The organism is Methylobacterium terricola, assembly GCF_006151805.1.
Lineage (GTDB): Bacteria > Pseudomonadota > Alphaproteobacteria > Rhizobiales > Beijerinckiaceae > Methylobacterium > Methylobacterium terricola.
In genome coordinates, this window is record NZ_VDDA01000002.1 from 488,982 (window position 1) to 511,888 (window position 22,907).

The window sequence follows — 22,907 nt, forward strand, 5'->3', positions numbered from 1 at the left end:
GCCGGCCGGCGCCCCCCGCGCCCCGGCCCCGCCCGCAGCCGGAATCTCCCGTCATGACGATCGACGCCCGCAATCCGGAAGGCAAGGCGCTCAGCCCCGCCGACCGCTCCCGGATGATCGGCGAGGCCCTGCGGCAGGCGGCGCGGGTCTCGCGCTTCTCGAACCCGAGCAAGACCACCATCCGGACGATCCGGGCGCATCGCCGCCGGGACCTCGTCACGCCGCTCCTGTGCCTGTTCCTGTTCGTCATCCCGGCGATCGGCAGCACCGTCTTCTTCGGCCTCTATCTTTCGGACCGCTACGTCACCGAGGCGCGCTTCGCCCTGCGGCCGGCGATCGGCGGGGCCGAGAAGGCGGCGCCCGATTCGGTCGGCACGACGTCGAGCATCCCGGCCCAGATGATCGCCCAGGATTCGATGATCGTCGGCGAGTACATCAAGAGTCGTACGATGGTCGAGACGCTGGAGCGCTCGCTGCCGCTGCGCCAGATGTTCTCGCGCGACGACATCGACCGGTATTCCCGCTTCGATCCGGAGAAGCCGATCGAGAAGCTGGTCCGCTACTGGGGCGAACGGGTCAAGACGAGTGTCGAATCGTCGGGCCTGATCGAGGTCACGGTCAACGCCTTCGATCCCGAAGACTCGCTGAAGCTGAGCCGGGCGATCCTGGCCGAGAGCGAGCGGCTGGTGAACCAGCTCACGGAGCGGGCCCGCACCGACGCCCTGGCCGAGAGCGAGCGCGAGATGAAGCGCGCCGAGGCGCGGCTGACCAAGCTTCACCTCGCGGTGCGCGACCTGCGCAACCGCGACGGCGTGCTCGATGCCCAGAAGAGCAACGACACCAACCTGAAGATGGTCGCCGAGATCCGCACCCAGCGGATCGGGCTCGCGGTGAAGCTCAGCCTGCTCCAGCGCGACCTGCGCGACGACAGCCGTAGCGTCCAGGACCTGAAGGCGCAGATCGCGCAGCTCGACGACACCATCGCGCGCATCGAGCGAGAGGCGGCCAACCAGGATCCGGAGCAGCGCCGGGTGCTCTCGGCCACGCTGACCAAGTTCGAGGAGCTCGATGCCGAGCGCAAGACCGCCGAGAAGTACTACGCCGCGACCATCGCCGCGCGGGAGCGCTCGCGGATGATCGCCGACCGGCAGATCGAGTTCTTCAGCATGATCGTCGAACCGGTGCGGGCGGAATCGGCCCAGCAGCCGCGGCGGATGCTGTTCATCACGCTCTCGATCGCCTTCTCGGCCCTGGCCTTCGGGCTCTCGGTGCTGATTCGCAAGGCGCTCGCCTGAGCCGCTTCCGCCCGCCGCCCGGCGGGCGCCTCCTCCAGCACCCCGCCACACCGGTCCGGCGGGGCACGGACCGACCATGCTCTCCCCTGCCCCGTCCGGCTGGACGCTCTTTCGCAACCGCGACTTCCGGCTCTTCGGCGGTGCCCGCTTCCTCACCGGCCTCGCCTATCAGATGCAGGCGGTGGCGGTGGGCTGGTTCGTCTACGACCTCACCCGCAGCGCCCTGGCGCTGGGCTTCGTCGGCCTCGCGAGCTTCGCGCCGGCGATGCTCGGGGCGCTGGTCACGGGCCACGTCGCCGACACCTACGACCGGCGCCGGATCGCGGCGCTCGCCTACGGGCTCCTGGCGCTCGCCGGCCTCGGCCTGATGGGGCTCGCGGCGTCCCACGCCGCACCGGTCTGGCCGGTCTACGCCCTGATGGTGCTGGTCGGCACCGCCCGCGCCTTCGCCAACCCGGCGAGCCAGGCGCTGCTGCCGACGCTCGTCCCGCGCGAGCAATTCGGCAGCGCCATCGCGCTCAATGCCTCCTTGTGGCAGAGCGCCTCGGTCACCGGTCCGGCCTTCGGCGGCCTGCTCTACGCCCTCGGGCCGGCGGTGGTGTTCGGCCTCGCGGCCGCCTGTTTCGGGCTCGCGGCGATCAGCATCATCCGGATCCGGCCGCGGCCCGCCGCCGTCACCACCCGGCCGGCCGTGACCTGGTCCACCTTGCTCGCCGGCCTCACCTACATCCGTTCGCAGCCGGTGGTGCTCGGTGCCATCACCCTCGACCTCGTGGCGGTGCTGCTCGGCGGCGCCACCGCCTTGCTGCCGATCTTCGCCCAGGAGGTGCTGTTCGTCGGCCCGCTCGGCCTCGGGCTCCTGCGCAGCATGCCGGCCCTCGGCTCGGTCGCGACGGCGATCTTCCTCGCGCAGCGTCCCCTCACCCGGCAGGTCGGCCCGCGGCTCCTGATCGCCGTCGGGGTGTTCGGCCTCGCCACGGTGGGCTTCGGCCTCTCGACCTCCCTGCCCCTGTCGATGGCGTGCCTGTTCGTCACCGGAGCCGCCGACATGGTCAGCGTCTACGTGCGCCAGAGCCTCGTGCAGGGCGAGACCCCCGACGCGATGCGCGGCCGGGTCGCGGCGGTCAACACCGTGTTCATCGGCGCCTCGAACGAGCTCGGCGAATTCGAATCCGGTACGCTCGCGGCCTTCATCGGAGCGGTGCCGGCGGTGGTGGTCGGCGGCGTGGCAACGCTGGCGGTGGCGGCCCTGTGGGGCCGGCTCTTCCCGGCCCTGCGGCGGCGGGACCATCTCGTCACTCTGAAATAGGCACCGGCCTGGCGCCGCCCGATCGACCTGCAATCGGACCGCGCGCTCGGTCCTCCACCCTGCATCATTGTCTCCGACGAGGCGGTCATCCGCTGCCCCGGTAGCGGCTCTGGCATCGACGCCGGCTGACCCGGCCAAATCCGCTTCCGCTCACAGAAGGAGCGGAAGCGGACGTTCACGGGGAGCGTCGGTGTCTCGCGCGCAGGCGACGGATCGGTTCAGGCGGCGCGCACGGTGGCGAGGAACCGGGACACTTCCGCACCGAGGTGCTGAGATTGACGCGACAGTTCCGAGGCCGAGGTGAGGACCTGTCGCGCCGCCGCACCGGTCTCCTCCGCCGCGCCCGCCACGCCGGCGATGTTGCCCGTCACCTCGCCGGTGCCGGCGGCGGCCTGGGCGATGTTGCGGACGATTTCCTGCGTCGCCGCGTCCTGCTCCTCCACCGCCGTGGCGATCGAGGTCGCCACCCCGGAGATCTCCTCGATCCGCGCCGCGATCGTGCCGATCGCGGTTGCCGTCTGACCGGTGGTGGCCTGGATCGCCGCGATCTGGCTCGTGATCTCCTCGGTGGCCTTCGCGGTTTGGCCGGCCAGTTCCTTGACCTCGGCGGCGACCACCGCGAAGCCGCGGCCGGCGGCGCCGGCCCGCGCCGCCTCGATGGTGGCATTGAGCGCCAGCAGGTTGGTCTGCGCGGCGATCGAGGAAATCAGCTCGACCACGTCGCCGATGCGGGCGGTGGCCTCCGTCAACGCACGGACATGCCCGGCGGTGTGCCCGGCTTCGGCCACGGCGGCACCGGCGAGGCGTGCCGAACCATCGACCTGACGTCCGATCTCCCGCACCGAGGCGCCGAGCTCCTCGGCCGCCACCGCCACGGCGTCGACATTCGAGGACGCCTGCTCGGCCGCCGTCGCCACGGCGCCGGACTGGGTCGCGGTCCGCGTCGCGGTGGTGGTCATGGTCTGGGCGGTGGCCTGGAGCGCGGAAGACGACGCCGAGACCTGGTCGACGATGCCGCCGACGCTCCGTTCGAAAGCCTCTGCCATCTGGCGCATGCCGGCGCGGCGCTGTTCTTCCGCGGAGGCGCGAGCGAGGGCCGTCTCGGTTTCGAGAGCCTTCATGCGGATCAGGCTGTCCTTGAAGCCCTGGACGGCGCCCGCCATCGCGCCGATCTCGTCGCGCCGACCCAGCTCCGGCACGAGCACAGCGAGATCTCCATGGCTGAGCCTGGACATCGCACCCTGCATGGCGGTCAGCGGCCTGGTCACGCGGAACAGCGTGACGGCCAAGCCGCCCAGGGAGACGATCAAGGCGGCGAGGATGACGGCGGACATCACCATCATCTCCCGCCTCGCCCGCGCGACCGCACTCTCCGTCACGGCCACCACCTGATCCATCGCGCTCGTCGCGACGGTCAGGATCGTGCGTTGCCGCACGCCGTTATCGGCCTGAAACTCCATCAGCGAAACCGGGAGGTGTCCACTGACCAGGCCGTCGCGGATCGACTGCCTGAACCTGGCGTTCTCGTCCGAGAACATGGCCGCCTGCGCGGTGGCAATATTCTGCCGGATTGCATCCGTGATCCCCGACCGATGGGCTTCGGCCTGAACGGATGCCCAATGGGCATCGGCTTTGCCGAGCTCGCCCGCGACGGCCTCCACCTCGGGCGCCGTTAGCGGCCTGCGCTGGGCGACGGCTTGCGTGAGGATGGCATAGGCCGATCCGACCGTGGAGCGGGCATGCCACGCGGAGTTCTTGATGTTGACGAGCGCTCGTGTTTCCGACGTGAGCCGCTTGATCCTGTCTCCGAGGGCGGTCGAGAGGCTGGCGAGCGTGACGAGTGTCTGGTCCGCCTGCTTCGCCCAGCGATCGGCCAGCGTGGCATCTCGACCGTCCACCTTGCCGAATGCGTCGTCGAGCGCGGAACGCAATGTGATGAGCGCGCGATACTCCGACCGTACCGCGGTCGCCGTCGTGGCGAGCCTTGCTTCCACGAACCCGGAGGCTTGCCCATCGATCTCCCGCATCGCCGAGTCGAGGTCCGACCGCATCTGCGCGAGCTTCTGACGGGCCGCCTGCATGCCGCTGCTATCCACGCGCAGGGCGGCAAGGCTGTTGGTGCGCTCGAACCGCAGCGCCTGCAACGCATTCAGGACAGCCTTGTCCGCGGCGGCATCCCGTTTGGCGATATCCGCGGTGGTCACGACCTCCCAGGCGCTCCAGGCACGCACCGCCAAATCGGCGATGAGGGCGAGGCCCAGGAACCCGACGATGAGGAACAGGCTGCCTCGAACAGACAGGATCAGCGTACGCATGTCTGGGTTCCTCGATAAGAAGTCAATGCAAGCGCTGATCGCGAGGTGCATGCAGGGACAGGATTCGGCTCTCGAATATACTCACACGTAAACTAACCAACCCTTAAAAAATGCAGAACGCGAAGATGTCACGAATAGATACAGCTTCTGGTGCAAGCCCCAACCGTCGCCGAATCGGCCCTGACCCCCGCATGGGGAGACGATCGGGCGCCGCGTCGGGGGGCAAGCTCGCGCCGTCCGAGCATTCCCTGGTGGAGCATCCCCGGATAACGGCGGCCGACGCGACGTATGCCGTCTGCGGCCGGGATCAGCGCGGGACCATCTTGGGGGCCGACCGCGCGGCCTGGCCTTCCTGCTTGCCGGCTCCATCGCGATGGAAAGACGGGCGTCCCCTCATTCCAGGGCAGCGCCCGATCGCGTTGCCATCCGGCGCCGCTCCAGGTCTCTGATGCTGCAGTATTCTCAAACGAACCGGGATCCGCCTCGCCGGACCATGGTCGAGGGGAAGCGAAGGTCTGGATCCGGTCCCCGGCGATCCGTGGGGACCTGCGCCGGCCGCCCGCCTCATCGACCGCTGCGAGCCGGACCCTCGCGCGCACCGGAGCGCGACGGTCGGAGGACGGCCATGACCGCGCGGCGCCGGGAGCCGGTCTCGGGTCGCCCGGCGTCGGACCGCCGGTCCCGGCCGTCGGCGATCCCCGCTCACTCCGGCCGGCGCCGGATCCTCGGTCTTCAAGCTCCGCTGGCCGGATGCAGCGACAGCACCCGCCCCACCCGCTCGCGCAGCGGCGCCCCGTCCCGCCGGCACTCGGCCACCGCGGCGCGGGCGGCATCGACCGCCAGGATCAGCGCGCTCATCGTGCGGACGTCGGTATCGTGGGCGCGGGCATGGCGCACGACGTCGATGACGAGGCCGTCGATCTCCACCGCGAGCGCCTCGAGGGCGGCCGGATCCTGCGTCGCCCGCGCCTCGATCAGGATCGCCAGCAGCCGGTCGAGGACGGCGTCGACGCGGGCGCGCTGCTCGCGGGCGAGGCGCTGGCCGAGCCATGCCACCGCCGAGCCGAGGCCGCCGCCGAAGAACGCCACCAGGTAGACCCAATCCTCGTAGCGCTGCAGGAAGGTCTGCTGCTCGCGCTCGTAATAGTCGACCGCCCCGGGATGGATCGGCAGGCGGGCGCTCGTCGCCTCGGCGGCGCTGTCGAAGTCGGGCGCCTTCATCAGGTTGGCGGTCGGCGTCATCGCGGCGAGGCGCGAGCGCAGCTCGAACAGGTGCTGGGTCACGCTCGCGGCGGTGTCGCGGCTCAGGGAGGCGCGGGCCATCAGCCGGTAGGACGCGCCGACCGTCTTCACGTCCTCGTCCGGCCGCTTCGGGCGTCCGCCGAAGGTGCCGGCCGCGATGGTGACGGCCTGCAATTCGGGCAGGCGTTGCACGATCGCCTCGCCGTCCGGAATGGCGACGATCGTCGCGCCGTGGCTGGCCGAGGCCGCCTCGACCGCCTGCACCACCCGGGCGGCGGATTTGTCGGAAGGCGCGGCGATCACCGCGGCGGCGTCGATCCGGTGCTCGGCGAGCGCCGCGGCCACCTCGGAGGCCCGCATCGGCACCAGGGCGACGCTGCCGGCGCCGGCGGGCCCTGCGCCACCGGGATCGGCCGGGGCCGGCGCGGCGCCCGCCGGCGCTGGCGTCAGGGCGTAATAGGCGAGCAGGCTCGCGACCAGCGGCTGGTCGGCACCGTGATGGGCGACGAGGCCGAGCCGCTTGCCGGCGAGATCGGGGAAAGCCTGGATGCCGGCATCCGGGGGAGCCGCCACCACCAGGGCCTCGTCGTGCAGCACCGCCAGGGTCAGCCCGTTCTCGGGCAGGCGCACGTCGGGCCGCACCACGGCGAGGTCGGCCCGGCCGCTCTGCAGGGCCGCGGCGCTGTCGCGCACGTCGTCGTAGTGCACGACCTCGAGGCGTATATCCTCGCGAGCGCGGGCGAGCGCGTCGGCATAGGCCTGGATCAGGTGCGACTCGACGCGGTCCCGCGGGCCCACCGCCACCCGCAGGGTGGTCGGCCGCGACAGGTAGAGCACCCCGCCGGCCACCGCCCCGAGGGCGAGGGCCACCAGGAGGAAGAAGGATTCACGCTTGTGGAGAAACGCCGGCATCACCCCTCGCACGGGCCCGGGGCGGACGCCCCCGCCGGGACGGCGGCGCTCCGGGACGGGGCCGATGAACCCGGCCGCGATGGCGGTTTGAGGGCGGCGCGGCCGATCACGCCGGCCTATCTCGAGCGCGCGGCCCTCTACTACCTGGAACGCTACGGCGCCTCGGCCGAGATGCTGCGCCGGGTGCTGAAGCGCCGGGTCGAGACCCGCTGCCGCCTGCGCGGCGAGGCGCCGGAGGATTTCTCGGAGATGGTCGAGGCGGTGATCGCCCGGGCGCTCGGCGCCGGCCTCGTCGACGATGCCGCCTTCGCGGCCGCCAAGGTGCGCTCGTTGCGCCGGCGCGGCGGCTCGGCCCGGGCGATCGGCGCCAAGCTCGCCGCCAAGGGGGTCGACCGCGACACCGTCGGGGCGGCGCTCGCCGAGGGAGATGCGGGGGACGAGGACGAGGCCGCCCGCGCCTACGCCAAGCGCCGCCGGCTCGGGCCGTTCCGTCAGCCGGGCGCGCGCGCCGCCGCGCGGGAGCGCGATCTTGCCGCGATGGCACGGGCGGGGTTCTCCCTCACCCTCGCCCGCCGGGTCGTCGATGCGGAGACGGAGGACGACCGTCCCGACGGATGATCCGTCCCGAGGGTTGATCGGCCGAGGGTGATTTGGCGGCGCGCTGACCTACCTGTGGCGGCGAGCGGGCGCCATGGCGGCGCCGCCGAGCGCGAGGCCGGCATGGTCCCGGCCCCGATCCACGGGAGACGAGCATGAACCGCAAGGCGAACGCCGTGTGGCAGGGCAGCGGCAAGGACGGCAAGGGTCAGCTGACCACCCAGTCCGGCGTGCTGTCCGCGAACCCCTACGGGTTCAACACCCGCTTCGAGAACGAGCCGGGCACCAACCCCGAGGAGCTGATCGCGGCGGCGCATGCCGGCTGCTTCACCATGGCGCTGGCCTTCCAGCTCCAGGGCGCCGGCTTCACCGCCGACGAGCTGCGCACGGAAGCCGTGGTGAGCCTGGAGAAGGACGGCGACGGCTTCACCATCACGGCCTCTGCCCTCACCCTCACGGCGAAGATCCCGGGCATCGACCAGGCGAAGTTCGACGAGCTTGCCGGGGTCGCCGAGAAGAACTGCCCGGTCTCGAAGGTGCTGAACGCCAAGATCAGCCTGAAGGCGACGCTTCAGGCGTAAGGAGCAGGGAGCGCCCGACCGGAGCAGAGGCCGGGCGCATCCTGCGATGACGCCGTCCGCATCGCTCCGGGCTCCGCTGCGCGGTCCCGGAGCGACGATGGCGGGGACGCAACCGGAGACCGGGCAAGTCCGGGCCCTCGCCTCACAGCATGCTGGGCAGGATCCGGTCCGGCGGCCGGTGGCCGTCGAGGAAGGTCTTGATGTTGATGATGACCTTCTCGCCCATGTCGACGCGGCTCTCATGCGTCGCCGAGCCCATGTGAGGCAGCAGCACGACCTTGCCGGCCCGGGCGAGCTTGACGAGGCGCGGGCTCACCGCCGGCTCCTGCTCGAACACGTCGAGCCCGGCGCCCGCGATGTCGCCGACCTCGATCAGGCGGGCGAGCGCGGTCTCGTCGATCACCTCGCCGCGGGCGGTATTGACCACCACCGCCTCGGGCTTGAGCAGCTTCAGGCGCCGGGCCGAGAGCAGGTGGTAGGTCGCCGGGGTATGCGGGCAGTTGACCGACACGATGTCGACCCGCGCCAGCATCTGGTCGAGGGATTCCCAGTAGGTCGCCTCGAGGTCGCTCTCGATCTTGGCGGCGACCCGGCGGCGGTTGTGGTAGTGGATCGACAGGCCGAAGGCCTTGGCGCGCCGTGCCAGCGCCTGGCCGATGCGGCCCATGCCGACGATGCCGAGGCGCTTGCCGGTGATGCGGCGGCCGAGCATCCAGGTCGGCGACCAGCCGCCGCTCCAGGCATCGTCCGGGATGATCCGGGCCCCCTCGGTGACCCGGCGCGCCACCGAGAGGATCAGCGCCATCGTCATGTCGGCGGTGTCCTCGGTCAGCACGCCCGGCGTGTTGGTGACCGTGATGCCGCGCTGGAGCGCCACCCCGACGTCGATGTGGTCGACGCCGTTGCCGAAATTGGCGATCAGTCGCAGGTTCGGCCCGGCCTGGGCGAGGAGCGAGGCGTCGATCTCGTCGGTAACCGTCGGCACCAGCACGTCGGCCTCCTGCAGGGCCTGCGCCAGGGCGCCGCCGGTGAGCGGCGCATCCTCGTGGTTGAGACGCGCGTCGAACAATTCGCGCATCCGCGTCTCCACGACGTCCGGCAGGCGCCGGGTGACCACCACGAGCGGCTTGCGCTTCAACGACATGATCCCTCCCTCGCCCGCGGGCGACACGGCGTCCGGCCGGTCCCTGCGTGACACGCGATACGACGCTCTGCGCCACGATAGGCGACGCGGCGACCCGGCGGAAAGCCCCGCCTTGGTGTGAGCCACAGGCGCCGATACGCTCCGTTAACCATGGTCCGGCGATACGAGCCGGACGACGATCCTCCGGGGCGTACCCGTGCCTTCACCGGGTATTCCCTTGCGGGCCTCTCTAGCAGAGGCCGACCGGAAGACAATCCGCGCCGCGGCCGCCGCCGCGGGATGGGAGACCGACCGCCGATGCGCCATCCGCACCCGTTCGGCAGGCTCGCGTTGGCAGCCCAACGCCTTGCCCGCGCCACGCCTCGACCGATCGCCGCCCTGTGCCGCCACACCGGCGTCGCGGCGCTGATCCTCGGCGCCCTGGCGAGCCCGGCCGCCGCCGCGCCGCCGGCCCCCGCCGCCAATTCCCCCGCCGGCGAGATCGGGGTCACGATCGGCCCGGCGACAAAGCTGCCGCTGCCGCGCTACGTCAGCCTGAAGACCGACCGGGTGAACCTGCGCGAGGGGCCGTCCAAGGACCACCGCACCCTGTGGGTGTTCCAGCGCGCCGGCCTGCCGGTCGAGATCATCGCCGAGTACGAGACCTGGCGCCGCATCCGCGATTCCGAGGGCACGGAGGGCTGGGTGCTGCACTCGCTGCTCTCGGGCCGGCGCACCGCCGTGGTGCTCAATCGCGGCGCCGACAAGGGCGCGCCGGTGCCGCTCTACGACCGGGCCGACGCGGGGAGCGGCGTGGTCGCCCAGCTCCAGGCCGGGGTGATCGGCAGCGTGAAATCCTGCGACAAGACCTGGTGCCGCCTCGTCGTGGCGCTGCCGCAGAAGCGCGGCGACGTCGACGGCTACATGCGCCAGGACCGGCTCTGGGGCGTCTATCCGGACGAGAAGGTGGACTGATAGCGCCGCCCCTTCGAACGCCCTCGTGCGAAGGTGCAAGGCAAGCCCGAACGGGCGTCGGCGCCGATGCGCCGGACGCCTTCGCATCGACGGGGCGATGGGAAGGCGCGAGGGTAGGAGACGCGAAAAGGGCCGCGCCCCCCTGGGAGCGCGGCCCTCTCGAAACCCCGTGCCGCGGCTCGGATCAGGCTCGGCCGGTGCGGCGGCGCAGGCGCACGATCACCTCGACGCCGGCGATCTCCATGCCCTCGGGGGCCTGGGGCAGCGAGTCGACGGTGATGCCGCAATCCGGCATGTCGAGCACCTGGCCCTCCTCTTCCAGGAAGAAGTGGTGGTGCTCGCTCGGGTTGGTGTCGAAATAGGCTTTGGACCCGTCCAGCGCGAGCTGGCGCAGCAGGCCGGCCTCGGTGAACTGGTGCAGGGTGTTGTAGACGGTGGCGAGGGACACCGGGACCTTGGCCCGCATCGCCTCGTCGTAGAGCATTTCGGCGGTCAGGTGACGGTCGCCCTTGCCGAACAGCAGCCAGCCGAGGGAGAGGCGCTGGCGGGTCGGACGCAGGCCGGCGCGGCGCAGGCGGTCGCGCAGCTCCGAGAGCGGGCAGCCGCGCCGCTGGCCGGCGGCGCCGGTCTCGAGGGCCGGGACGCGGGCGCCGAGGACGGCGCGCAGGGGCGACAGATCGTTCATCAGCGGAACTATCGACTCGTTAGACGGCGACAATGATACTCGCCGTTATAGGCGTCCCGCCCCGGCCCCGCAACCCGACCACGGCCGTTCCGGCGCAGATCAGAAGCGTTACAGACTAGGGCCTTCGCCCGGCTTTGAACAGTCCCGGGCCCTGTGTTAACGAGGCGCCACCCGCCGCGGCCCGCCTCCTTGCCGGAGCGTCAGCGGCATCCCGCACGAGGAAATCGCCCCCGACATGTCCGCCGACCAGACCTCCGCCCCCGACGCCCCGAGCCGGCCCTCGCATTTCTCCTACGAGGACCTGCTGGCCTGCGGCCGCGGCGAGATGTTCGGCGTCGGCAACGCCCAGCTGCCGCTGCCGCCGATGCTGATGTTCGACCGCATCACCTCGATCGGCCGCGACGGCGGCGCCTTCGGCAAGGGCCACGTCGTGGCCGAGCTCGACGTGCGGCCCGACCTCTGGTTCTTTCCCTGCCACTTCCAGGGCGATCCCGTGATGCCGGGCTGCCTCGGCCTCGACGCCCTGTGGCAGATGGTCGGCTTCCATCTCGGCTGGCTCGGCTCGCCGGGCCGCGGCCGGGCGCTCGGCGTCGGCGAGGTCAAGTTCAGCGACCAGGTGCTGCCGAGCGTCAAGAAGGTGGTGTACGGCGTCGACCTGAAGCGGGTGCGCCAGGGCCGCCTGGTGCTCGGCATCGCCGATGGCTGGCTCGAGGCCGACGGCCGCCGCATCTACGAGGCGCAGGACCTGCGCGTCGGGCTGTTCCAGGCCGCTTCCCCCGCCGGCGGCTGACGCCGACCGCCCCGGCGACGGGGCCAGTCCGGCTGACCCGTCGGCAGCCGGTCGAACGGATCGCCCGGACCCTTTCCCCGGATGGGCGGTTGAGATTAGTGCGCGGTGCGCCTAGGTGACACCCGCGGGCCAACGGCCGCCCGCGGGCGTCGACGGGCTTGTCCGTGGCGCCGCTCCGGAGGGTTCCGACGATCATGAGGCGTGTGGCAATCACCGGGATGGGCATCGTCTCGTCCATCGGCAATTCCACCCAGGAGGTGCTGGCGTCGCTGCGCGAGGCGCGGTCCGGCATCGTCCGCGCCGAGGACTTCGCGGCCCACGGCTTCCGCAGCCAGGTCCAGGGCGCGCCGACCCTCAACGCCGAGGAGGTGGTCGACCGCCGCGCGATGCGCTTCCACGGCGGCGGCACCGCCTGGAACCACGTCGCGATGGAGCAGGCGATCCGCGACGCGGGGCTGGAACAGGCCGAAATCTCGCACGAGCGCACCGGCATCATCATGGGCTCCGGCGGTCCGTCGACCCGCGCCCTGGTGGAAGCCGCCGACATCGCCCGCGCCAAGGGGCCGAAGCGCGTCGGGCCCTTCGCGGTGCCGAAGGCGATGTCCTCGACGGCGTCCGCCACGCTCGCGACCTGGTTCAAGATCCGGGGCGTGAACTACTCGATCTCGTCGGCCTGCGCGACCTCGAACCACTGCATCGGCAACGCCGCCGAGATCATCCAGGGCGGGCGCCAGGACATCATCTTCGCCGGCGGCTGCGAGGAGCTGGACTGGACCCTGTCGGTCCTGTTCGACGCGATGGGCGCCATGTCCTCGAAGTACAACGAGACCCCGGCCCGGGCCTCGCGCGCCTACGACAAGGCTCGCGACGGCTTCGTGATCGCCGGCGGCGCCGGCGTGCTGGTGCTCGAGGAACTGGAGCATGCCCGTGCCCGCGGCGCGCGGATCTACGGCGAGGTCGCGGGCTACGGCGCCACGTCCGACGGCCACGACATGGTGGCCCCGTCCGGCGAGGGCGCGGTGCGCTGCATGCGCCAGGCGATCGAGGGCCTGAAGGGTGCGAAGATCGACTACATCAATCCGCACGCCACCTCGACCCCCGTCGGCGACGACAAGGAGATCGAGGCCATCCGCGAGGTGTTCGGCACCGGCGACAATTGCCCGCCGATCGCCGCCACCAAGTCGCTGACCGGCCATTCGCTCGGCGCCACCGGCGTGCAGGAGGCGATCTACTCGCTCCTGATGATGAACAACGGCTTCATCTGCGAGAGCGCGCATATCGACGAGCTCGATCCGGCCTTCGCCGACATGCCGATCCTGCGCGCCCGCAAGGACGACGCACAGCTCGGCCACGTGCTCAGCAACTCGTTCGGCTTCGGCGGCACCAACGCCACGCTGGTGCTCAAGCACGTCGACGCCTGATCCGAGGGACCTGGAGCCAAGGGCCCTGTTCCACGGAACGTGGACAGGACCCGGCCCGACGCGTAAAGGCCCGGTCCACCGAACAACAGCGGAGGATCGGGCGTGACGGGTTTGATGGCAGGCAAGCGCGGGCTCGTGATGGGCGTCGCGAACGACCACTCCATCGCCTGGGGCATTGCCCGGGCCCTGGCGGGCCAGGGTGCCGAACTGGCCTTCACCTACCAGGGCGAGGCGCTCGGCCGCCGGGTCGGGCCGCTGGCACAGACCCTCGGCTCCTCCCTCGTCGTCCCCTGCGACGTCGAGGATCTGGCCAGCGTCGACGCGACCTTCGCCGCCCTCGACGAGGCCTGGCCCGAGGGGCTCGACTTCGTCGTCCACGCCATCGGCTTCTCCGACAAGGCGCAGCTGAAGGGCCGCTACGTCGACGCCACCACCCGGGAGAATTTTTCCCGCACGATGGTGATCTCCTGCTTCTCGTTCACGGAAGTGGCCCAGCGGGCGGCCAAGCGCATGCGCCCCGGCGGCGCGCTCCTGACGCTGACCTACGGCGGCGCGACCCGCGTCATGCCGAACTACAACGTCATGGGCCTCGCCAAGGCGGCGCTGGAGGCCTCGGTGCGCTACCTCGCGGCCGATCTCGGTCCGCAAGGGATCCGGGTCAACGCCCTCTCGGCCGGCCCGGTCCGCACGCTCGCCGGTGCCGGCATCGCCGATGCCCGGCTGATGTACAACCATCAGGCCGCCCACGCGCCCTTGCGCCGCACCGCGACGCTGGAGGATATCGGCGGCTCGGGCCTCTACCTGCTGTCGCCGCTCTCGGGCAGCGTCACCGGCGAGGTCCATTTCGTCGATTCAGGCTACAACATCATCTCGATGCCGCGGCCGGACGTGCTGAAGGCGCAGGATGCGGCAGGCGTGACCGACGCGTAGCAGCCCATCGAGGGCACCTGTTTCCATGGCACAAACCCCCGGCAAGCCCGGGGGCTTTCTTGTATGGTCTGCCGTGGGTAGCCGACGAAGCATCATCGCTGCATCTCCTGCCGAGATCACCACCCAGATTTCTAAGTTAATTTTGGGAAATTGCGTCGTAAAATATCTTATGATCACGGCCATCGGCATGACGATCGGCACATTCGTGCTTCGAGCCATGTCGATCATACGATTTGTGACGGTCCGAGATTACTGAAAGCCGACGCGGCTATGGGGAAGGCTTACACGGCGCTTCTCGAGATCGTACCGAAACCATCGATCTACGCCATGCTGGTTGCCAGCCAGAAGCGATGGATTGCTGCCCGTGATACGCAGTTCGGCAATCTTGTCGGAACTCTGATTTGAAAGCCTGTCTGATGCGCGAGGATTTTTCTCCCGGATAATGCGTTCGCTGCCCGTCATGCCCTGTGACAGGTTGCAATCCCGGGCGCCGCTCCACGGACCCGGGACGACGGGAGAAAATGTGGATGTGATCGACCAGCCCGGACAGACGAGCTACGCCGGCAGTACCACCACCTTCGTCTTCACCGGCGTCTGATTGTACAGGTGGATCATGTCCTGGCTCAGCAGCCCGACGCAGCCGCTGGTGATCCCGGAGCCGATCGATTCGGGATCGCTGCTCGCGTAGATCGTGTAGAGCGTGTAGGCGCCGTTCTGGTAGAGATGCAGGGTGCGGGCGCCCAGCGGGTTGTCGAGGCCGCCGGGCATGCCGCGGGCGTACTTGGCGGCTTCCGGCTGGCGGCGGATCATCTCCGGGGGCGGGGTCCAGGTCGCCCACTCGCTCTTGCGGCCGACATAGGCGTCGCCGCTCCAGCGGAACCCGTCGCGGCCGACATTGGCGCCGTAGCGGGTCGCGAGGCCGCCCTCCTCGATCCGGTAGACGTAGTAGTTCTTCGGATCGACGACGATCGTGCCGGGCGCCTCCTTGGAGGCGTATTGCACCGTGCGGCGGTAGTATTTCGAATCAACCTTGCTGAGGTCGACCGCCGGGATCGGGAATTTCTCCGTCGGCACCGGGCCGTAGAGCGCCGAGGCCTCGGCGAGGCTCATGCCGTCGGTGGTCTTGCAGCCGGCCACCCCGAGGGCACCGAGGCTCGCGGCGGAGCCGAGCAGGAAGGAGCGGCGGTGGAGGTGCCCGCAACGCGGCGCGAGCACGCCCGCCTCTTCAGTCTTGGTCTCGACGATCATGGTTGCGGACGTCCCGTATCGTGCCGTTCGACGCGAGAGGGGCCCGGCATCCTCCGTCGAACAATCGTTCCGGGCGGAAAGTGCCGCCAACCGGTGCAGCTTGCAAGCTCAAGCTTGCCACCTGCGCTGGCGCGACGACGGTTCGTCTCGACCCCACGCCGTCGCGGCACCACATCCGGGCTGCGTGGCGACGATCCACGGGCAATGAGGCAGGAGCGCGACGATGCCGTACGGCCATCCCCGGCCCGACCCGGTCGGTCCCGGGCAGGAGAGCGTGTGGGACTATCCCCGGCCGCCGCGGCTGGAGCCGGTGCCGGAGCGCCTGCGCGTCGTGTTCGACGGGGTGACCATCGCCGACACCGTGCGGGGCTGGCGGGTGCTGGAGACCTCCCACCCGCCGAGCTACTACCTGCATCCGGACGACATCCGCCCAGGCGTCCTCGTCCCGGCCGGCGGCGGGTCCGTCTGCGAGTGGAAGGGCCGCGCGCTCTACTTTGACGTGGCCGGCCCGACACGGCGGGCGGAGCGGGTCGCCTGGGCCTATCCGCGGCCGACCAACGCGTTCGCGGCGCTCGCCGGCCACGTCGCGTTCTATGCCGCACCGATGGACGGGTGCTTCGTCGGCGACGCGCGCGTCACCCCGCAACCCGGCGGCTTCTACGGCGGCTGGATCACCGACAGGATCGTCGGTCCGTTCAAGGGCGAGCCCGGCTCGATGGGCTGGTGACCAGCCGCCCTCCCCTCGCTCTCACGCCGCCCGGTCCGCCGGTCGCTCCTCGACCAGGGCGACGACGTCGTCCCAGCGCGACAGGAAGGCCGCGACGCAATCCGGGTCGAAATGGGCGCCGGACTGCTCCTCGAGAAAGCGACGCGCCCGTTCCAGCGGCCAGCCGGGCTTGTAGACCCGGGCCGAGATCAGGGCGTCGAACACGTCGGCGACGGCGGTGATGCGGCCGGGCAGCGGGATCTCGGTGCCCTTCAGCCCCTGCGGGTAGCCGGCGCCGTCCCAGCGCTCGTGATGGGTCAGGGCGATCTCGGCGGCGAGGCGCAGCAGGCGCGACGGGCTGTCGTGCAGCATGCGGTAGCCGCGCAAGGCGTGCTGCATCATCTCGCAGCGCTCCGGCTCGGTCAGCGGCCCGGGCTTGTGCAGGATGCTGTCGGCCACGCCGATCTTGCCGATGTCGTGCATCGTGGAGGCGAGCGCGATGTCGTTGCCTTCCTCCTCCGGCAGGCCGAGCCCGTCGGCGATGGCGAGCACGCAGCCCGCCACCCGGGTCAGGTGGTCGCCGGCCTGGTCGTCGCGGAACTCGGCGGCCAGCATCAGCCGGCGGATGATCTCGCGCTCGCGCTCCTGGCTCTCCGCGGCCGCCCGCTCGACCTCGCGGGCCAGCGTCCGCGCCTGGGTCTCGACCGCGCCCTTCGCCCGGGCCAGGGCGATCAGGTTGCGGCCGCGCAAGGAGAGATCCGAGAAGTCGACGGGGGGCAGCACCACGTCGGTGGCGCCGGCCTCGAGCGCCTGCCGCCGGCTCTCCGCCGGCTCGCCGGCGGCGATGAGCAGGATCGACGTATGGGCGAGGGAGGGCCTGAGACGGAGGCCGCGAATCAGCGCGAGGGCGTCGAGCCCGGGGCCGGCCTCGATCAGCACGAGGTCGGCAGCCCGCCCGGCCAGGGTCGCGAGGGCCGCCTCGACCTCCGGCACGACGACGACCGGGACGCTCGCCGCGAACAGCCCCGTCAGCCCGCCGGGGTCGGGCCGGGCCGTGACGACCACGACGGCGGGATCGGCTGCGTTGGTCATGGTCCCCGGAAGTCCTTTCCGCACCGGATGGTCGCTCAAACTAACCCGATTTGCTGAAGCATCCATTAAGCTTCCGCACCACCTCGATCGCGCGACGGCGGCGATTCGGCCCGGTGCAGAACCCTGAAGGTGCATCGTGTCCTTCCCAATACCAGTTTCGGCGGGGGAAGAGTGCTTAGATGGTGAAGTCCGGACCGGCCCTGGGGCCGGCGACCTTGGCGGCTTCCGCGCGGCCGCAGAGATCCTCGACCGTGACCGCGTCGAGCGCCGCAAGGTAAGCTCCGGCGGCTTCCGCCACCAGGGGGGCGACGACGATCCCCGCCACCTCGCTGCCGGAAAACGCGGCCTCCGCCGCCGGGTCCGGACCGAGCACCGCCCGGGCGACATCGCCCGCACTGATGCGGCGGCGCTCCCGGGCGAGCTCGTAGCCGCCATGCGGCCCGCGCAGGCCCTTCAGCAGGCCGTGATGCACCAGCGCCTGCAGCACTGCCTCGAGGTGCCGGGGCGGCAGGGCGTGGCGGGAGGCCAGCGCCTTGGCGCTCACCGGCTGGGGCCGCGCATGGAGCGCGATGTCGACCATCGCGGCGAGCGCCAGCGCCAGGCGCGGCGGGGCCAGCACCGAGCCCGCGAGCCGGTGCGGCCCGGCCGGATGGGGCACGACCGCGTCCATGGGCGCGGTCAGCCGCGCCCGGTGGAGCCGAAGCCGCCGGCGCCCCTGGCCCCGACACCGCTCTGCGGAAACGCCTCGACCACCCGCAGGGCGGGCCGGACCACCCGGGTGAACACGGCTTGCGCGATCCGTTCGCCCGGGCGCACCGTGAGGGAGGTGCTCCCCGGCGGGTTGCGGTTCCAGGCCGAGATCATCAGCGGACCCTCGTAATCGGCGTCGATCACCCCGACCGTGTTGCCGAGCACCAGCCCGTCGCGGTGGCCGAGGCCGGAGCGCGGGTAGATCATCGCGCACCAGCCCGGATCGCGGATCGAGAGGGCGAAGCCGGCCGGGATCAGCACCGGCGGGCCCTGCGGCGCCAGGATCGCGGGCTCGTCGAGGCAGGCATGGAGATCGAGCCCGGCGGCGAGCGCCGAGCCCCAGCGCGGGAACCCCCAATCCGTCAGGCGGGGATCGAGGATCTTGATCGCCACCTCGAGGCCCACCTCCCCGAGGTCCATCACGTCGCGGCCGCTCATGCGGAGCGGCCCGGGCGGGACGCCACCGCCTCGGCGAGCCCGACCAGCCGGCGGGCCTCGTCGGCCTCGCGCCGCAGCACCGTTCGACCGAGATGGGCGATCCCGGCTTGGCCGCGGTTCTCCGGCGCCTCGAAGGCCGCGACCAGCGTCCGGGCCGCCGCGAGCGCGTCCGCGTCGGGGGCGAAGGCCGCTTCGGCCCGGCGGGCGCCGGCGGGCGAGGTCACCACCGCCCCGTCGAAGCCGAGGCCGCGGGCGCGGCCGATATCGAGCCGGTCGGCGGGATCGAGCAGCACGTCGAGGTCGTGGGCCCGGGCCGCGGCGAGCGCCGTCGCGAGCCAGGCCAGCAGCGGCCCGGCCTCCGGCGCGCCCGGGGGCAGCCGCCCCTCGCGGGCGAGCGCCCCGGCATCGACGACGAGGCAGGCGAGCCGCGCATCGACGTCGCGCACCGCGCTCGCCACCGCCTCGGCGCAGAGGATGCCGAGCGGCGTGTCGAGGCAAGCCCAGAGCCGGACCCGCTCCGGGGCGTGGAGCCGGCGCAGGCGGCTGCCGATGCCGGCCAGATCCTCCGGCTCCTCGATGCGCGGCACCAGCACCGCGTCGGGGCCGGCTTCCGCCACCGCGGCGAGGTCGGCCTCGCCCCAGGGCGTGTCGGGGCCGTTGACCCGCACCACCAGCTCGGCGGCGGCGAAGCCACCCGCCTTCAGGGCGGCGGCGATCAGCGTCCGTCCCGCCTCCTTGTCGGCGGGCTTCAGCGAATCGGCGAGATCGAGGATCAGGGCGTCGGCGGGCTCGGACCGTGCCGCCGCGAGGGCGGGCGCGGTGGCCGGCACCAGGAGGGCGCTGCGGCGGGGGCGGATGTCGGTCATCGGTCGCGTGACTCCCCGGATGGCGGCGCATCTATGCCCCGGGGAAGGGCGGGATGGCTATAGGGCTGTGACGTCCCGGGACGTGGTCGGCGTCTTGCGGCCCCTCCTCGACGAGGCGGCCGGTCGCGGGTCACGGGCGACGGCCCAGCCATTCGCGCGTCAGGCGACGGTCCGCGCCCGTCCGGTCCAGGCCGTGGCCGGCGGGGAGAACCCGCGCGGTGACCCGGGCCCCGGCCTGCCGGAATTGTTCGGCCAGGGCGGGTGTATCGACGGGGTGTCGGCGCGCGTCGGTCGCTCCGCCGAGCAGCAGGACGGGGTAGCCGCCGAGCGCCGGAAACCGCTCCGCCGGACGCGGCGAGAGCGGGCGCAGCAGGACGGCACCGGACGACAGCGCCGGTGCCGCGAGGATGGCGGCGGCCGCCATGACGGCACCGTTCGAGTAGCCGACGAGGAGGGGCGGCCGGTCGCCGGCCGGGGCGAGACGGCGCAGGAGGCCGCAGAACTCGACGCATCGCGCGGTCAGGTCGGCGGAATCGAGAGTCCGGTCAGGATTGCGCCTGAAGAACGCGAATCCTTCCTCCCATGGGACCCGTCCGCGCACGAGGATGCATGGGCGACCGGCCGCGACACCGAGCCCGAATCGTCTCAGCGACTCCTCCGACCCGCCGCTGCCGTGGAGCAGGACGACCGGAGCGAGGCGGCGTGCGGCATCACCGGACCGCACGACGTGGAACCCCGAGATCTCCGCCATGCCCCGTCCCCGCTCCGTGCTCGCCGGCGATCGCCTGGGCATCGCCATGGATCGTCGCCGGGGCTCAAGCGAGCCGCGAGGCGAGCGTGCGGGCAAACGAGTCGATATGGGCGGTCATCGCGGCGGACGCCGCCGCCGGGTCGCGCCGGTGCAGGGCATCGAGGATCGCGCTATGCTCCTCGGCCACCTCGGCGAGGTGATGGCCGGTGGCGAGCGACAGGGCCCAGAACCGCACCGAGCGCCCGTGCAACCCGGCCAGCACCTCGGCGAGCACCCGGTTGCCCGAGGCCTCGGCGATCAGCGCGTGGAAGCGCCGGTCCGATTCGAGGATCGCGTCGAGGCCGTCGGGCGTGGCGGCGAGCACGGCGCCGAGCTGCTCCAGTGTGCCGTCGCCGATTCTCCCGGCGGCGAGCGCGGCGCAGGCCGGCTCGGTCAGGCGGCGCACCTCGATCAGGTGGGCGAACTCGTCCATCGAGAGCGGCTGCACCAGCACCCCCTTGCGGGGCAGGATCCGCACCAGCCCCTCGTGCATCAGCCGGTGCAGGGCCTGGTTCACCGGCGTGCGGCCGAGGCCGAGCTCGGCGCAGAGGCCCGCCTCGTTTAGCGCATCGCCGGGCTTCAGCCGCAGGGACACGATGTCGTCCTTCAGCCGCCGATAGGCGCGCTCGTTCTGCGACAAGGTTGGGCATGAACCTGCACGCGCTGTGGCCACCGTCACCGCTCCGCTCGACCTCTGCCCCCTTACCACGGGGCACGCTCCGCTTGGACCGACTTGTGAAATATCACAGGCATGGTACTTGCAGAATCACACGCCGGGCGGCCGGTTCGCGGACCGCGGGAGAAGAGCGATGACGAGGGTGGACGGGGTGAGCGTGCCCGCATTGGGCCTGGGCGAACTGGACGAGGGCTACCGTCGGGCGACGCTCAGGCTGATTCCGTTCCTGGTCTTCCTGTTCATCCTTGCCTGGATCGACCGGGTGAACGTGGGCTTCGCCAAGCTGCAGATGCTGTCGGACCTGAAATTCAGCGAGGCGGTCTACGGCTTCGGTGCCGGCATCTTCTTCATCGGCTACTTCCTGTTCGAGGTGCCGAGCAACCTGCTGCTCGAGCGCATCGGCGCCCGCAAGACCCTGGCGCGGATCACCATCCTGTGGGGGCTGGCCTCGATGAGCCTCGCCTTCGTGCGATCGGAATGGGCGTTCTACGCCATCCGCTTCCTGCTCGGGGTGTTCGAGGCCGGGTTCTTCCCGGGCGTGGTGCTCTATCTGACCTATTGGTTCCCGAGCGCGAAGCGCTCGCGCATCAACGGCCTGTTCATGACCTCGTTCGCCATCGCGGGCGTGGTCGGCGGGCCGCTCGCCGGGCTGATCATGGGCACGATGGGCGGGGTCTCGGGCCTCGCCAACTGGCAGTGGCTGTTCATTCTCGAAGGCATCCCGTCGCTGGTCGCTGGCGCCGCGGTACTGGCCTTCCTGCCCGACCGGCCGAAGGACGCGCCCTGGCTCAAGCCTGAGGTCGCCGCCGCGATGACGGCGATCGTCGAGGCCGAAGGCCAGGCCGCCGGCAAGGAGGCGAGCTTCAAGGCGGCGCTCCGCGACGGCCGGGTCTGGCTCTGCGCACTGATCTATTTCTGCATCGTCAGCGGCAACGCCACGATCGCGTTCTGGACGCCGTCGATCATCAAGGAGATCGGCGTCTCGGGCGCGATCGCGATCGGCTTCCTCGCTGCCGTGCCGTTCATCGCCGGCACCGTCGCGATGGTCTGGACCGGCGCGCATTCCGACCGCACCGGCGAGCGCCGGCTGCCCTGCGCCATCGCCAGCCTGATCGCCGCCGCGGGGCTCGCCGCCACCGGCGCGCTGATCGGCCACGCGGTTCTGGCCTTCCTCGCCCTCACGGTGGCGGCGGTTGGGATCCTGGCGGCCTTCCCGGTCTTCTGGTCGCTGCCGCAGACCTTCCTCGCCGGCACCGCGGCGGCCGGGTCGATCGCGGCGATCAACTCGATCGGCAACCTCGCGGGCTTCGTCGCCCCCTACGTCGTCGGCCTGTCGAACACGTTGACCGGCACGTCGAGCAACGGGCTCTATTTCGTCGCCGGGCTGGAATTGCTGGCCGGCATCCTGGTGTTCGGCTTCGCCCGCTGGCGCGAGGCCGCCGCCGACCTGGCTCCCGCCGAGTGATCCGGAGACCGAGACCCATGCTGACCTTCCATCGCGACGCCGCCGGACGGCGGGACACGATCGCGCTCTCGCCCGAGACCCTGGTCATCGCCGGGTGGGCCGGACGGGACGAGGCGGCGATCCGCCACCACATCGACGAATTGGCGGCGATCGGCGTGCCGCCGCCCTCGTCGGTCCCGGTCTACTACCGCGCCGCCGCGGCGACGCTGACGCAGGCGCCCCGCCTCGACGTGCTCGGTCCCGATTCCTCGGGCGAGGCCGAGCCGGTGATCGTGTCGCTCGCCGACGGCCTCTGGCTCGGGCTCGGCTCCGACCACACCGACCGCAAGGCCGAGACGGTCGGCATCGCGCTGTCCAAGCAGCTCTGCGGCAAGCCGGTCGGCACCGGGCTGTGGCGCCTCGACGAGGTCGCGCCGCATTGGGACGAGCTGATCCTGCGCGCCTACGCCACCATCGCGGGCGAGCGGGTGCTGTACCAGGAGGGCCGCTTGACGGCTCTGCGCACCCCGGGCGACCTGATGGCGCGCCGTCCCGGCGGGCCCGATCTGCCTCCCGGCACGGTGATGTTCGGCGGCACCCTCGGGGCGATCGGCGGCATCCGCCCGGCCGACCGGTTCGAGATGGAGCTGGAGGATCCGGTGCTCACGCGCACCCTGACCCACGCCTACGACATCGCCGTGCTGCCCGTGGTCGCCTGAGCC

At 71.5% G+C, this 22,907-nt stretch carries 23 protein-coding genes; 12 read left to right on the top strand and 11 right to left on the bottom strand.

Features of this window, described 5'->3' with window-relative positions:
- Positions 1-53: 53 nt before the first annotated feature.
- On the top strand, positions 54-1,295 hold the full coding sequence (locus tag FF100_RS06615) for a KpsE/RkpR family capsule polysaccharide export protein (RefSeq protein ID WP_139034749.1): 1,242 nt from the start codon (positions 54-56) through the stop codon (positions 1,293-1,295).
- Positions 1,296-1,371: 76 nt separating this feature from the next.
- Positions 1,372-2,604 (top strand): MFS transporter, encoded by a 1,233-nt coding sequence (locus tag FF100_RS06620; RefSeq protein WP_139034750.1) that lies wholly within the window; start codon positions 1,372-1,374, stop codon positions 2,602-2,604.
- A 218-nt stretch (positions 2,605-2,822) separates the two neighbouring features.
- Here FF100_RS06620 and FF100_RS06625 read toward each other — a convergent pair whose 3' ends face one another.
- Positions 2,823-4,919: a methyl-accepting chemotaxis protein gene (locus FF100_RS06625; protein ID WP_171070068.1), complete on the bottom strand. Its 2,097-nt coding sequence runs from the start codon at positions 4,917-4,919 to the stop codon at positions 2,823-2,825.
- Positions 4,920-5,651: 732 nt separating this feature from the next.
- Positions 5,652-7,073: a TAXI family TRAP transporter solute-binding subunit gene (locus FF100_RS06630; RefSeq protein ID WP_139034752.1), complete on the bottom strand. Its 1,422-nt coding sequence runs from the start codon at positions 7,071-7,073 to the stop codon at positions 5,652-5,654.
- Positions 7,074-7,178: 105 nt separating this feature from the next.
- Here FF100_RS06630 and FF100_RS06635 point away from each other — a divergent pair, with 105 nt between their 5' ends.
- A complete protein-coding gene (locus FF100_RS06635; RefSeq protein ID WP_139034915.1) occupies positions 7,179-7,691 on the top strand; it encodes a regulatory protein RecX in 513 nt (170 codons plus the stop codon).
- 134 nt (positions 7,692-7,825) lie between these two features.
- Complete coding sequence (locus FF100_RS06640; protein ID WP_139034753.1) at positions 7,826-8,251, top strand: OsmC family protein; 426 nt, start codon at positions 7,826-7,828, stop codon at positions 8,249-8,251.
- 142 nt (positions 8,252-8,393) lie between these two features.
- On the opposite strand, the gene FF100_RS06645 is transcribed toward FF100_RS06640, so the two are convergent.
- The gene (locus tag FF100_RS06645) at positions 8,394-9,395 is read right to left on the bottom strand and encodes a 2-hydroxyacid dehydrogenase (RefSeq protein WP_139034754.1); all 1,002 of its coding nucleotides are present in this window, start codon (positions 9,393-9,395) and stop codon (positions 8,394-8,396) included.
- Between the two features lie 297 nt (positions 9,396-9,692).
- On the opposite strand from FF100_RS06645, the gene FF100_RS06650 reads away from it, so the two are divergent.
- Positions 9,693-10,349, top strand: coding sequence for an SH3 domain-containing protein (locus FF100_RS06650; protein ID WP_139034755.1), 657 nt, complete (start codon positions 9,693-9,695; stop codon positions 10,347-10,349).
- Positions 10,350-10,533: 184 nt separating this feature from the next.
- Here FF100_RS06650 and irrA read toward each other — a convergent pair whose 3' ends face one another.
- Positions 10,534-11,034: an iron response transcriptional regulator IrrA gene (gene irrA / locus FF100_RS06655; protein WP_048430708.1), complete on the bottom strand. Its 501-nt coding sequence runs from the start codon at positions 11,032-11,034 to the stop codon at positions 10,534-10,536.
- A 235-nt stretch (positions 11,035-11,269) separates the two neighbouring features.
- On the opposite strand from irrA, the gene fabA reads away from it, so the two are divergent.
- The 4 genes from fabA (at position 11,270) to FF100_RS38310 (ending at position 14,580) form a co-directional block, all read left to right on the top strand.
- The gene (gene fabA / locus FF100_RS06660) at positions 11,270-11,824 is read left to right on the top strand and encodes a 3-hydroxyacyl-[acyl-carrier-protein] dehydratase FabA (RefSeq protein ID WP_139034756.1); all 555 of its coding nucleotides are present in this window, start codon (positions 11,270-11,272) and stop codon (positions 11,822-11,824) included.
- Between the two features lie 194 nt (positions 11,825-12,018).
- Positions 12,019-13,245: a beta-ketoacyl-ACP synthase I gene (gene fabB / locus FF100_RS06665; protein ID WP_139034757.1), complete on the top strand. Its 1,227-nt coding sequence runs from the start codon at positions 12,019-12,021 to the stop codon at positions 13,243-13,245.
- A gap of 102 nt (positions 13,246-13,347) precedes the next feature.
- Positions 13,348-14,175, top strand: coding sequence for an enoyl-ACP reductase FabI (gene fabI, locus FF100_RS06670; RefSeq protein ID WP_139034758.1), 828 nt, complete (start codon positions 13,348-13,350; stop codon positions 14,173-14,175).
- A gap of 150 nt (positions 14,176-14,325) precedes the next feature.
- Positions 14,326-14,580 (top strand): lysozyme inhibitor LprI family protein, encoded by a 255-nt coding sequence (locus FF100_RS38310; RefSeq protein WP_139034759.1) that lies wholly within the window; start codon positions 14,326-14,328, stop codon positions 14,578-14,580.
- A 150-nt stretch (positions 14,581-14,730) separates the two neighbouring features.
- On the opposite strand, the gene FF100_RS06680 is transcribed toward FF100_RS38310, so the two are convergent.
- On the bottom strand, positions 14,731-15,423 hold the full coding sequence (locus tag FF100_RS06680) for a L,D-transpeptidase (protein WP_139034760.1): 693 nt from the start codon (positions 15,421-15,423) through the stop codon (positions 14,731-14,733).
- A 223-nt stretch (positions 15,424-15,646) separates the two neighbouring features.
- Between FF100_RS06680 and FF100_RS06685 the strand changes: the two genes are divergently transcribed.
- Positions 15,647-16,150, top strand: coding sequence for a DUF427 domain-containing protein (locus FF100_RS06685; protein ID WP_139034761.1), 504 nt, complete (start codon positions 15,647-15,649; stop codon positions 16,148-16,150).
- Between the two features lie 21 nt (positions 16,151-16,171).
- Here the strand turns inward: FF100_RS06685 and FF100_RS06690 are convergent, their stop codons facing one another.
- The 6 genes from FF100_RS06690 to FF100_RS06715 form a co-directional block, all read right to left on the bottom strand.
- The gene (locus FF100_RS06690) at positions 16,172-17,221 is read right to left on the bottom strand and encodes an HD-GYP domain-containing protein (RefSeq protein ID WP_139034762.1); all 1,050 of its coding nucleotides are present in this window, start codon (positions 17,219-17,221) and stop codon (positions 16,172-16,174) included.
- Positions 17,222-17,396: 175 nt separating this feature from the next.
- Complete coding sequence (locus FF100_RS06695) at positions 17,397-17,891, bottom strand: RrF2 family transcriptional regulator (protein WP_139034763.1); 495 nt, start codon at positions 17,889-17,891, stop codon at positions 17,397-17,399.
- 8 nt (positions 17,892-17,899) lie between these two features.
- Entirely contained in the window at positions 17,900-18,409 is a 510-nt protein-coding gene (gene dut / locus FF100_RS06700; protein ID WP_171070070.1) for a dUTP diphosphatase, read from the bottom strand.
- Complete coding sequence (locus tag FF100_RS06705; protein ID WP_139034764.1) at positions 18,406-19,275, bottom strand: aldolase/citrate lyase family protein; 870 nt, start codon at positions 19,273-19,275, stop codon at positions 18,406-18,408. Before FF100_RS06705 ends, dut begins: the two co-directional genes overlap by 4 nt.
- Before the next feature lie 130 nt (positions 19,276-19,405).
- Positions 19,406-20,026, bottom strand: a complete 621-nt coding sequence (locus tag FF100_RS06710) for an alpha/beta hydrolase (RefSeq protein WP_246101943.1) — start codon at positions 20,024-20,026, stop codon at positions 19,406-19,408.
- A gap of 64 nt (positions 20,027-20,090) precedes the next feature.
- Positions 20,091-20,705 (bottom strand): GntR family transcriptional regulator, encoded by a 615-nt coding sequence (locus FF100_RS06715; RefSeq protein ID WP_246101944.1) that lies wholly within the window; start codon positions 20,703-20,705, stop codon positions 20,091-20,093.
- A 169-nt stretch (positions 20,706-20,874) separates the two neighbouring features.
- On the opposite strand from FF100_RS06715, the gene FF100_RS06720 reads away from it, so the two are divergent.
- Together FF100_RS06720 and FF100_RS06725 are read left to right on the top strand one after the other, a co-directional pair.
- Positions 20,875-22,206 carry an MFS transporter gene (locus FF100_RS06720; protein WP_139034766.1) on the top strand — a complete coding sequence of 444 codons (1,332 nt, stop codon included), beginning with the start codon at positions 20,875-20,877 and terminating at the stop codon, positions 22,204-22,206.
- A 17-nt stretch (positions 22,207-22,223) separates the two neighbouring features.
- Positions 22,224-22,904 (top strand): DUF2848 domain-containing protein, encoded by a 681-nt coding sequence (locus FF100_RS06725; protein WP_139034767.1) that lies wholly within the window; start codon positions 22,224-22,226, stop codon positions 22,902-22,904.
- Positions 22,905-22,907 lie beyond the last annotated feature (3 nt).